Origin of the sequence: Mesorhizobium jarvisii, assembly GCF_003601985.1 — a bacterium.
Taxonomy (GTDB): domain Bacteria; phylum Pseudomonadota; class Alphaproteobacteria; order Rhizobiales; family Rhizobiaceae; genus Mesorhizobium; species Mesorhizobium jarvisii.
In genome coordinates this window covers 73542-85543 of the sequence record NZ_QZXA01000014.1, presented here as the reverse complement: position 1 = coordinate 85543, position 12002 = coordinate 73542, and the positions used below count along the sequence as shown (strand labels likewise).

Below are 12002 nucleotides of genomic sequence, written 5' to 3'. Positions count from 1 at the left end.
CGCACACTGATTGGACCAAGGTCCCATGAGGGAACGTCAAGTGCCGCAAGATGCTTATTTGTCCATGGGCACAAGCGGAGCCGAACTCTTCGCCAAATCGGTCGCACGGGACCATCCATCCGATGATCGCGTGGCGGCAATCCATAGCGCAAGCAGAATTCTAGAGGCCGAGAAGGCGGAGGCGGCCGCGAAGTCAGAGCGGGCGGAGGCCACAACGCAAGATGGAATCCCAAAGGTTGTCGACGACCAACACGGCTTATTCGACAATGAAATTCCCAATCCTCTAACCCGCGTCATCGTTGCTGCCTATCGCAGCGACTTTTTCCCCCTCCTTCTGCTCCTGACAGGCTACATGCTGTTTGCGTTCGGAGCGGCTCTCATCCTGCTGCTATGGTTGATCGCGCACCCTGCATAGAACAAATCGCTTGTTCCTCAAGGGATTTTCCGGCGCATCATGCCCGAGCGATTGCTAGCTGAGCTTCCATCCTTGCAGTCTCTGTCCCGGTCATTGTCGGCGGCGATCAGCCGTTTCAGGGAACGCAGAGTTTCGCCGCGACTAGAGGGAGCGGGAAGATATGCTGGTGAAGGCGGAATGCAGTTGTGGAAACATCCGCTCCTGGCGCTGGCGGATCTGGAGCCCGATCCGCTGAAGCCAAGGTTCTCAGGCCACGACATTTCACGGCTCCAAAATACTTCATCGCTGTCACGGATAGGGGACGGTGAAAAACTAAGGAATTCGTGGTGAAGCTCACTATTGGCGATTGCTTGTTCCCATTGTCGAGCCTCACCTCAGCTCACTCCAAGCGCGCGCCTCAAGCCCCACAGGCGGACATGGAAACCGATACCCTGCGCGCTGTGTAGCAACCCTTGTCGCGGTTTGTGGGCACCGGCGCTGGTTGGCGAAGTCCAACAATTGAGGCGGGCCGGCCCGCAGTGGGTCACTTGCAATCTGGAAGCTTCTTCAAGGCATCCTTCGCTTCCGCCTCGGTCTTATACGTGGCCTTGCTAAGGGCTATGACCAAGGTTCCGTCTGGCTTCTTTGTGACGACCTCGCACTGCTTCGAAACGGCATCCTTAGCGACCCAATATTGAGCGGTGTCTCCAAATGCCGAACCTGAAAACTGAATGACCAGCGCTACCATAATTGCGATTTGGCGTACCATTTCTATGCTCCTTTACCGCATTAGAACGTTCGGATTTGAGCTTCTGTTCCCCTGCACTTGCCGCACGCCACGGGGACGCCGACCGCGCCCTGGGCTTGCACCACGCCCGACCCCTGGCGACGTGCAGACGCCGGAAAAGACGCCGCGAGATGAATGGTTGCGGCCGTTGCTGTGTCGATCGCCAGACGGCAGAGATTTTTGCGAAGACAGGTGGTCCTCCACCGATCTATCGCGCCGTCTTAACGATCCAGCTCAAACCAGGCTGCCGTGCTGTCATCAGGATGCGTTACTCTGATCCATTCGCCCATGTCAGGCTCATCGCCGGGCGGGATGGTCACTGGTCCCCATATCTTCGCAGCCTCAACAACGTTCTCAGCCAGTATTGCGACGCGTTTCACCGCTTTGCCGTCACGTACCAACTCGACGGTGAACCTCTGCATCGATCAGGCCTCCCGGCGCGATCCTATTCCTAATCAGTCCGAGGGAAAACTGACCGCCCTGAAAGCGAGCATGGAACGTCGCGGCGCTACGCAAGTTCTAAGGCCGCACATTCACCTTGGAGGACATGCTATGGTCACGCGTCGAGAGCAACAGGCAGAACTGACACCCGCCGAGGCGGTGGACCGCATCTGGAAACTCGCCGAGGAAATCGACATCTGTATGTTTGTCACCTGGGACGGCCAATACAATCGTGCCCGTCCGCTCTCCGCACGCGTCTCCCGAGAAGAAAACGCCATCTATTTCCTCGTCAATGATCACAGCGCGAAGAACAAGCAACTTTCGACCTATCCAAAAGTGACATTGGCCTGGAGTGACAGCAGGCACTACAAGTACGCCACCATCTCCGGTTCCGCTGCGGTGACCAATGACAGGAAGAAGATTGCCGACCTCTGGGAGAAAACCGACGCGGCTTGGTGGGACAACGCTGACGACCCCGAGATTCGACTGATTACAGTCAAACCCGACGAAGGCGAGTTGTGGGACAGCCCCGGATTGGTCGTTGCTACGGCAAAAATGATGTTCGCGGCCGTCACGGGCTCGAAGCCAGACGTCGGCGACAACGCCAAAGTCGACCTGTGATTGTTCTGCCGGTTGTCAGCTCTTGCTGGAGCCCCGGAACACAAACGCCGCGACGGCAATTTGGCGGCTTATTCAGGAGGTCCCGCCAGTTGAGTACTTCTCCAACATCTTAGCGGCGATCAAATGCGCGATTGGAAGTGTCCATTTCTAAAATCAGCAGCGCGGCAAGATCCGCCCCTGCGGACGGTCATTATTGGGGGACGCGCGCAGCCCCTCCACCTTTCCCGGGGGCCAGTCATGGCGCCATTCCTCCATCGCTAAAGCAGCCGATTGAAGCTGAGTTCTTCAGGGAAGGACATCCCGAAAGCCGGAAACTCATGCAGGGCGATCATTTACCGGGCGGAGGGCTCCGATGCATGAGTCGAGCAGGCACGGGGCCATGCCAGGTACATATTGGCGGTGAGGGTGAGCTGGGCCTGGATCGACCATGCGTCATGCGGGGCGGATCGCTTCCTGCTCTGCATAGTCTCATATGGCGCCCTTCGCCGGGGGCGGTCGGTCCCGCATCCCGCCTCACGGCGGCGCCATGCTGATGCTCCTTCGGCCGCCCTGTCGAACCGGTCTCAGGGCCACGAACGTGCTCCAGCACCGAACTGACTTATTCCCGCTTACGGACATTTCGGTGCTTCCGCCTTGTACGCCCTTTTTCACGTTGGTCGGGAGAGCAGGGCTCTCCCGACGGAGAGTCCGAGGAGGGGCCGGGTTTTCCGCGACGGGTTGTAAGCGGGAGGAGAGGCCTTCGGCGCCCGTCGCGGAGAACCACGATGTCTGTCCGGACCAATCGAACCCATGCCGTCGCCGACCGGTCGAACCTCTACGACGAGATCACCGGCAAGATAATTGCCGAGCTGGAAGCGGGTCGTTTTCCTTGGGTTCAGCCCTGGGGGACGTCCGCGGCAAAAGCCGCGCTTTCCCTGCCGCAGAATGCCAGCACGTATCGCGCGTACAGCGGGATCAACGTGCTCATCCTCTGGGGCGCCGTCGTCGAACGCGGTTTCTCAACACAGAGTTGGATAACCTATCGACAGGCTTTCGCGCTCGGCGGGAACGTCCGCAGAGGCGAGCACGGGACAACGGTCGTCTATGCCGATCGTTTTGTCCCGGATCACGAGAAGAAGCGCGCTCGCGAGACGGGCGAGGATGCTCTAGCCGTACCGTTCCTCAAGCGCTTCACCGTTTTCAACATCGAGCAATGTGAAGGGTTACCTGACGAAGTCGCAGCTTCGGCCCCGCTGTCGGTGGCAAGCCCGATCGAACCGCGGGTCGAGGCGCTGATCAAGGCCACCGGTATCGACTTCCGTATTGGCGGCGACAGGGCGTTCTATGTGCCTGCCCACGATTATATCCAGGTGCCTCCGCCCCAAGCTTACTTCGAGCCGATCAACTGGCATCGGACAGCCTTGCATGAGCTCGGTCATGCAACCGGTCACAGCTCACGCCTGGATCGCAGATTCTCCGCCTCTACCGCCTCCAGAAAATATGCTTTCGAGGAACTCGTGGCAGAGATCAACGCGGCCTTCTGCTGCGCGGCCTTGGGCATCGTGCCTACTGTTCGGCATGCGGATTATATCGGCTCATGGCTAGAGGTTCTGAAAGAGGACAATCGTGCCATCGTTCGTGCCGCCAGCCAGGCCAGCAAGGCGGCGGAGTGGCTTCTTGGCCACCTGCCGGATGAGGTCGGAGCATCCATTGAGTTGGGCGCAGGCAACGATAGAAGGGCTGCATAGCCATCGTTGACCGGACCAGCGCAAGCGCGGTCCGTCAATCACCGGGTTCACAGGGTTCCGCGTCGGGATTGCACGCAGCGGCCCCGCCGACCGTCCCGGGTATCAAGCGCCAGCCGCGCTTGATCGATCCCTCTCATTGTCGGCTCATGCAGAAACTGCGTTCACGGCTGTGCGCGCTGTGCAGGCTCGGCAGGCGATCAACGGCGTGCCGGATCGTGCTGGCAGGAGAGGGAGAGTGTTGGAGGGATTTCGTGACGGGTTCAAGGTCGAGAGAGAGGCTCTCGGCGCCCGTCGCGGAGAAAACCCCGATGGCCAACGCCGTTCAGAAGATAAGCCTGTCGCCTTCGCGCGACATTCCTTTCAACAAGCTGGTGCTTGCCCAGACCAATGTCAGACGTATCAAGGCCGGCGTCTCGATAGAGGAACTCGCGGCCTCGATCGCCCGCCGCGGTCTCATCCAAAGCATTCATGTTCGTCCCGTGCTCGATGCCGGCGGCAAGGAGACCGGAATGTTCGAAGTTCCCGCCGGGGGGCGCCGTTATCGCGCGCTTGAGATGCTTGTGAACCAGAAGCGCCTCGCGAAGACCGCGTCCATTCCCTGTGTCGTCGGCAATTCGTCCGGGCCGATCGCGGCCGAGGAGATCTCCCTTGCCGAGAACATTGAACACGCCCCGCTTCACCCTCTCGACCAATATCGCGCGTTCAAGGATATGCGCGACAAGGGCATGTCGGAGGAGGAGATCGCAGCCGCGTTCTTCATCTCGACAAGCGTGGTAAAACAGCGCCTCAAGCTCGCTGAAGTGTCGCCGGCGCTTCTTGAGATATACGCCGACGATGGCATGACGATCGCCCAACTTGAAGCATTCGCCGTCAGCAACGACCACGCCAGACAGGACCAGGTCTGGGAGGCGATCAAGAACAGCTGGTCGAAGGAGCCATACCAGATCCGTCGCATGCTGACCGAGAACACCGTGCGTGCCTCCGACAAGCGGGCCCTGTTCGTCGGTCTGGAGCGCTATGAGGCGGCGGGCGGCGAAGTGCTGCGCGATCTTTTCCAGTCGGACGATGGCGGGTGGTTGCAGGACGTCCCGCTGCTTGAACGGCTTGTCACGGAGAAGCTGCAGATGATGGCCGACGAAATCGCCAGCGAAGGCTGGAAGTGGATTGAAGTCGCGGTGAGCTTCCCCTACGGCGCGACAAATGGCTTGCGTGAACTCAAGGGCACGCCGATCGACCTCGCCAGCGACGAGCAGGCCACGCTCGATGCGCTGCGTGACGAGTTTGACAAGCTTCAGGCGCAGTACGAGGAGGCCGACAAGCTGCCGGATGAGGTCGACCAGCGGTTTGGCGAGATCGAAACCGCGATCAAATCGCTCGAGGCGCGGCCCGTCCGCTTCGATCCGGTCGAGATCGCGCGCGCAGGTGTCTTCGTCAGCGTCGATACGGATGGAATGCTTCTCGTCGAGCGCGGCTTTGTGAAGCCGGAGGATGAGGCGCCCGTGACACCCGAGGGCGACAACGATCCCGGCATCGACGAATCCGGCAATTCGGCCACAGGCTCTAATCAGCGGGCCATCATCACCATCGGTGGCCGGCCGGTCGACCCGGATGATGAGGAGGAGGATGGCATCAAGCCATTGCCGGATCGGCTCATCATGGAACTGACCGCGGATCGCACGCTGGCTCTGCGAGACAAGCTCGCGAACGACCCGGCAACCGCTTTTCTGGCCGTGCTTCACAAATTCGTCCGTGACACCTTCTCTCGCTACAGCGCTCAAGGCGTGGCGATGGAAGTCTTTGTCCGCGGCACGGTCTTTCCGGTCCAGTCCGAAGGGCTTCGGGATACGATTTATGCGCGCTCGATCAAGGCCCGCCACGATGCCTGGGAAAAGCGTCTTCCAGCTGACGTCGCCGACCTTTGGAACGCGCTCTCTGCACTGACGGGCACCCAGCAAACTGAGCTGTTCGCGCATTGCGCATCCTTCGGCGTCAACGCGCTCTACGAAAGGGCTGATCGCTACGGTAATGGCGCCATCTCGACGCACGGCGTCCAGCGGCGGCTTGCCGACGCCGATCACCTTGCTCGGGCAGTTGGGCTCGACATGATTGACGCCGGATGGCGCCCCACCGTCGGCAACTATCTCGGCCGCATCACCAAAGCGCGTATTCTGGAAGCCGTTCGCGAGGGTGCTGGCGAGCGCGCATCCCAGCTCATCGATCACCTCAAGAAGGGCGACATGGCCAAGGAAGCCGAACGCCTGCTCGCCGATAGTGGCTGGCTGCCCGAGCCTCTGCGGCTTGTCGACGGCGATGTCGAAGCAGTCGACAACAACACTGGCGACGAAGATGAAGCTCTGCCTGAATTCCTGGCAGGTGACAATGACGTTGCTTTGGTCGACGGGGAAGAAAAACAGCTCGACGCCGCCGAATAGGCCCTTTCCCTTCCGCACCTTTCGCCCGGCTCTCGCAAGAGTGCCGGGCGTTTTTGCGTGCTGTGGTGAGAGTGAGTGTCCGGCCGGGACGGCTTGAGCCCGTGCGGTCAGAGAGAGCGCCGATGGGCTTTCCCGGTCTCGCTCTCCAGAGGATCTCCGATGAACTTCCTGGCTCCGACATTAACCGGCACTCCGGTCCCTTCCGCCGCTAACCCTGCCGATCCAGCCGCAGCAGTCTACGCGGCAGCCCTGCGTCTACTTCCCCACCTCGAATGCGGCCGCCGCGTCGATGCCGTCGTCCTGCGAGCTGCGATGGAAGCCTCATTCGGGGCGTCCGACACGAGCGGTGCCTGGGACTGGAAGACGGCCTATGACGCCTGCGAGGCCGCGACCGTCCTGTTCCTTCGCAAATACGGAAAATCGCTTCTGCGCAAGGCCGGCTCTGTGGCGTCCGCGTTACCGCTTTTCAGCCGGATTGCAGACCTTCTGCCCACGCATACCCGCCGCTCTGAGGAAACTCAGGCGCTGCAGCAATTCTCGACGCCTATCCCGCTGGGCCTCGCAGCCGTCTGCGCAGCCGCAATATCGGCGTCTGACCGGGTGCTTGAGCCTTCCGCGGGCACCGGGCTGCTTGCCATCCTCGCCGAGATCGCGGGTGGCTCGCTTGTCCTGAACGAGCTTGCAGAGATGCGTGCGGGTCTTCTGTCCAATCTCTTCCCAACCCTTTCGGTCACGCGGTTCGACGCGGCCCAGATCGACGATCATCTCGATCCCGCCAGCTTGCCCACGGTCGTGCTGATGAATCCGCCGTTCTCGGTCCTCGCCAATGTGCACGGGCGCGTCGCGGATGCGGCCTATCGCCATGTCGCCTCGGCACTCGGCCGGCTTGCCGACGGGGGTCGGCTGGTCACCATCACCGGCGCGGGTTTCGGGCCGGAGATGTCGGCATGGCGCGATGCATTCCTGCGCCTCCAGGAGCAGGGTCATGTCGTTTTTTCCGCCACGATCAGCGGCGCCGTCTATGCCAAGCATGGTACGACGATCGACACCCGGTTGACGGTCATCGACAAGACGAGGGTTGGTGATCCGTCCTTCATGCCGGCTTCGCCCGGCTTTGCGCCGGATGTCGCGACCTTGCTCAGCTGGATCGAGAAGCACGTCCCGGCACGGCTGCCGATCGCCGAAGCGGCCAGGGTTGTTCCCGCCATTCCCGCGCCTCGGTCGGTCCGCGGTTATCTCGCCCGTCCTGTCGCAGGCCCGATTCACCGGCAGCTGTCCGAGCCAGTCGGCGTTGAACTGTCCTACGAGACGGTCGATTGGGCACCCGGCGAGGGAGCACGGCTGACCGACGCGATCTACGAGGAATATGGATTGCAGACCATCCGTATTCCTGGTTCGCAGGCGCACCCGACCAGGCTGGTCCAGTCCGCGGCGATGGCATCGGTCGCGCCGCCAAAGCCCACTTATCGTCCAACCCTGCCCGGCGATATCCTGACGTCTCTCTCGGACGCCCAGCTCGAAACGGTGATCCTGGCCGGCGAGGCTCATCATGGGTTTCTCGCCGGATCGTGGTCGGTCGACCACACGCTCGATGTTGTCAAAGCAGGGGCCGAGAACGCGCCAACAGCCGTGCGCTTCCGGCGAGGCCTCTTCATCGGCGACGGGACCGGCGTCGGTAAGGGCCGGCAGTCTGCGAGCATTGTGCTCGACAACTGGCTGCAAGGCCGGCGCAAGGCCGTGTGGATCTCGAAATCAGACAAGCTGCTTGAGGACGCGCAGCGCGACTGGGCGGCGCTCGGCATGGAGCGTCTGCTGGTCACGCCGCTGTCGCGCTTCGCGCAAGGGCGCACCATCACGCTTCCAGAAGGCATCCTGTTTACAACCTATGCCACGCTGCGCTCCGACGACCGTGGCGAGAAGGTTTCGCGCGTCAGGCAGATCGTCGAATGGTTGGGCTCGGATTTCGACGGAGTGCTCATATTCGACGAGGCGCACGCCATGCAGAATGCCGGCGGCGGCAAGGGAGAACGTGGCGATGTCGCACCCTCACAGCAGGGTCGCGCCGGCTTGCGCCTGCAACATGCGTTGCCTGGCGCCCGTGTCGTCTATGTCTCCGCCACCGGCGCGACCACCGTCGCCAATCTGGCCTACGCCCAAAGGCTTGGCCTCTGGGGTAGCGAGGACTTCCCGTTCTCGACCCGAGCGGAGTTCGTCGAGGCGATAGAGGCGGGTGGCGTGGCGGCAATGGAGGTGCTCGCCCGGGACCTTCGTGCGCTGGGCCTCTACACGGCACGCTCGCTCTCCTTCGACGGCGTCGAGTACGAACTGGTCGAGCATGAACTGACGCCTGAGCAGCGGCGCATCTACGATGCCTATGCGGGCGCCTTCGCCGTCATTCACAACCATCTCGACGCGGCCATGCGGGCCGCGAACATCACCGGCGACGGCGGCACGTTGAACCGCCAGGCCAAGTCCGCCGCGCGTTCGGCCTTCGAGAGCGCCAAGCAGCGCTTCTTCGGTCACCTGCTGACGTCGATGAAGACGCCGACGCTGATCCGCTCGATCGAGCAGGATCTCCAGTCCGGGCATTCGACCGTGATTCAGATCGTCTCCACCGGCGAGGCGCTGATGGAACGCAGGCTGGCGGAGGTGCCGACGCAGGAATGGAACGATGTCCGTGTCGACATTACGCCGCGCGAATATGTGCTCGATTACCTCAAGCATGCCTTTCCGGTTCAACTCTACGAACCCTTCACGGATTCGGAAAGCAACCTGTCGTCGAGGCCGGTGTTTCGCGACGGCCAGCCCGTTGAAAGCCGCGAGGCGCTCGCGCGCCGCACGGCCCTGATTGAGAAGCTGGCGAGCTTGCCACCGGTCCCTGGCGCGCTCGACCAGATCGTCCAGCGCTTCGGCACCGAGATGGTCGCGGAGGTGACGGGCCGGTCGCGACGCATCGTCAGGAAGGGCGAACGCCTAATGGTCGAGGGCCGCGTGGCCTCGGCCAATCTCGCCGAGACGCAGGCCTTCATGGATGACGTCAAGCGCATCCTGGTGTTCAGCGATGCCGGCGGGACGGGCCGAAGCTACCATGCGGAGCTTTCGGCGCGGAACACGCGCCTGCGCATCCACTATCTTCTCGAGCCTGGCTGGAAAGCCGATACCGCCATCCAGGGCCTTGGCCGAACGCATCGGACCAACCAGGCGCAACCGCCGCTTTTTCGACCGATCGCCACCAACGTGAAGGCCGAGAAACGCTTCCTCTCCACGATTGCCCGGCGTCTCGATACGCTGGGCGCGATCACGCGAGGCCAGCGCCAGACCGGCGGGCAGGGCTTGTTTCGCCCGGAGGACAATCTGGAATCGCATTATGCGCGCGATGCACTGCGCCAGCTCTACCTGCTGATCGTCCGCGGCAAGGTGGAGGGCTGCTCACTCACGCTGTTCGAGCAGACCACGGGGCTGACGCTGACGGACGAGAACGGCATCAAGGACGAGTTGCCGCCGATCACAACTTTCCTCAACCGGCTGCTGGCGCTTACCATCGAACTACAGGACATCCTGTTCGCGGCCTTCGAGCAGTTGCTCACAGCCAAGGTGGAAGGCGCCATCGCGGCTGGGGTTTATGATGTTGGGCTCGAAACGCTGCGGGCGGAGAGCTTCGTCGTCACGGATCGGCGGGCGATCTACACCCATCCGGGCACCGGCGCCCAAACGCAGCTCCTCACCATCGATCAGCGCCAGCGCAATCGACCCGTGCCCGTCGAGGAAGCTGTCGCCCATCTCGTCGACCAGCGCGCCATCCTGTTGGTCAACGAACGCTCAGGGCGTGCTGCCGTCCAAGTCCCCGCGCCATCGTTCATGCTAGATGATGGCGAAATCGAGCGGCGGGTCAGGTTGATCCGGCCGATGGAACAACACCATGCGTCGCTGCGTATGATGGAGGACAGTCATTGGCAGCAGGCTGATCGCGCGACCTTCGCTGCCGCCTGGAGTGCCGAGGTCGCGAGCGTCCCGACTTTCTCGGACTCGACCATCCACATCGTCGCGGGGTTGCTGCTGCCGATCTGGAAGCGACTTCCAAACGAATCGAGCCGGGTCTACCGGCTCCAGACCGACGAGGGGGAGCGCATCATCGGACGCAGGGTTTCGGCCGCATGGGCCGCCGATGCGCTCGCAACAGGCGTCAGCACGCTGACGGCACAAGATGCCTTCAACGCCCTTGCGGATGGGCGGACGATGCTCGACCTCGATGAGGGACTTCATCTGCGCCGCGTCCGCGTCATGGGCGCCAATCGCATCGAGCTGTCGGGCTTCACCGATACTATGCGCGAGCGGCTCACGGCCTACGGACTTTTCCATGAGATCATATCCTGGAAACTGCGCATGTTCGTGCCTGCGGACGCGAGTGGACCTGCGGTGCTTGCCAAGGTGATCGAGCGTCATCCGATACAGCGCATCAGCGAGAGGCAGGCCAGCTGATGCCGCCTCGCGATGCATCCGAACTCGCAAGCCGTCTCGCCCAGCGGGCGGAGGCGGTTTGCCGCCGCTACCTTTCCAATGGTCGCCGCCAGGGCCGCTACTGGCTGGTTGGCGACGCCCGCAATGCACCGGGGCGCTCGATGTTCGTCCGTCTCAAGGGATCGGATTCCGGCAAGGGTGCTGCCGGGAAATGGACCGACGCCGCCACCGGCGAGCACGGCGACCTTCTGGACGTCATTCGGGAATCGCTTGGCCTTGTCGATTTCAAGGAAGTTTTCGACGAGGCGCGGAGCTTTCTGTCCATGCCCCTAACGACGAACGAACCAAAGGACCGGCGGGAGCAAGCCGGTCCCGCTGCGGGCGGCTCTACCGAAGCGGCGCGGCGGCTGGTCTCCATGTCGCAGCCGATACCAGGAACGCTTGTGGAGAGGTATCTGCGCGGACGCGCGATTACAATCTTGCATGAGACCGGGAGCCTTCGGTTTCATCCGCGCTGCTATTACCGTCCAGAGAGCGGCCCGACCGAAACATGGCCGGCAATGATCGCGACGGTCACCGACCTCAAAGGCAAGCTCACCGGCGCCCACCGCACCTGGCTCGATCCGGGCGGATTCAGCGAGGCTCATCTCGGCCGCGCTCCGATCGACACGCCAAGACGGGCCATGGGCGAACTGCTCGGTCACGCCGTCCGCTTCGGCTGCTGCCGCGATGTCATGGCGGCCGGCGAAGGCATCGAAACCATGCTGTCGCAACGCATTGTCCTGCCCGCTATGCCGGCACTCGCGGCGCTGTCGGCGGCGCACCTGTCCGCAATCCTGTTCCCTGACACATTGCGTCGGCTCTACATTGCCCGCGACGATGATCCGGCAGGCGACGCAGCAGTGGCAACCCTCATCGAACGCACCAGCGCGGCGGGTATCGAGGCGATGGTTCTGACGCCGAAACTTGGCGACTTCAACGAGGATCTGCGTCTGCTCGGCGCCGATGCGCTGAGGGGGATCCTGCGGGTTCAGATCGCGCCACAGGATGTCGAACGCTTCATGACGCTGGCGGCCTGACCGGAAAGGGGAGAAGGGGCCGTGCCAGCGATGCGTGGCTCGCGTGCGCGGGTGGATCTTCGC

The 12002-nt window shown here is 62.4% G+C and carries 8 protein-coding genes; 6 read left to right on the top strand and 2 right to left on the bottom strand.

Annotated features, from left to right (window positions below):
- The first annotated feature begins 25 nt into the window (after positions 1–25).
- Entirely contained in the window at positions 26–415 is a 390-nt protein-coding gene (locus D3242_RS28640) for a hypothetical protein (protein ID WP_019864068.1), read from the top strand.
- Positions 416–938: 523 nt separating this feature from the next.
- Here the strand turns inward: D3242_RS28640 and D3242_RS28635 are convergent.
- The gene (locus D3242_RS28635) at positions 939–1163 is read right to left on the bottom strand and encodes a hypothetical protein (protein WP_064982339.1); all 225 of its coding nucleotides are present in this window, start codon (positions 1161–1163) and stop codon (positions 939–941) included.
- Between the two features lie 239 nt (positions 1164–1402).
- Positions 1403–1603, bottom strand: a complete 201-nt coding sequence (locus D3242_RS28630; RefSeq protein ID WP_019864070.1) for a hypothetical protein — start codon at positions 1601–1603, stop codon at positions 1403–1405.
- A 130-nt stretch (positions 1604–1733) separates the two neighbouring features.
- Here D3242_RS28630 and D3242_RS28625 point away from each other — a divergent pair, with 130 nt between their 5' ends.
- The 5 genes from D3242_RS28625 (at position 1734) to D3242_RS28605 (ending at position 11939) form a co-directional block, all read left to right on the top strand.
- On the top strand, positions 1734–2243 hold the full coding sequence (locus tag D3242_RS28625; RefSeq protein WP_019864071.1) for a pyridoxamine 5'-phosphate oxidase family protein: 510 nt from the start codon (positions 1734–1736) through the stop codon (positions 2241–2243).
- Positions 2244–3007: 764 nt separating this feature from the next.
- The gene (locus D3242_RS28620; protein WP_064982337.1) at positions 3008–3970 is read left to right on the top strand and encodes an ArdC family protein; all 963 of its coding nucleotides are present in this window, start codon (positions 3008–3010) and stop codon (positions 3968–3970) included.
- A gap of 308 nt (positions 3971–4278) precedes the next feature.
- Positions 4279–6402: a ParB/RepB/Spo0J family partition protein gene (locus tag D3242_RS28615; RefSeq protein ID WP_064982335.1), complete on the top strand. Its 2124-nt coding sequence runs from the start codon at positions 4279–4281 to the stop codon at positions 6400–6402.
- Positions 6403–6561: 159 nt separating this feature from the next.
- Positions 6562–10881, top strand: a complete 4320-nt coding sequence (locus tag D3242_RS28610) for a bifunctional class I SAM-dependent methyltransferase/DEAD/DEAH box helicase (RefSeq protein WP_064982334.1) — start codon at positions 6562–6564, stop codon at positions 10879–10881.
- Entirely contained in the window at positions 10881–11939 is a 1059-nt protein-coding gene (locus tag D3242_RS28605) for a DUF7146 domain-containing protein (RefSeq protein WP_019863575.1), read from the top strand. The genes D3242_RS28610 and D3242_RS28605 overlap by 1 nt, the downstream gene beginning before the upstream one ends.
- Positions 11940–12002 lie beyond the last annotated feature (63 nt).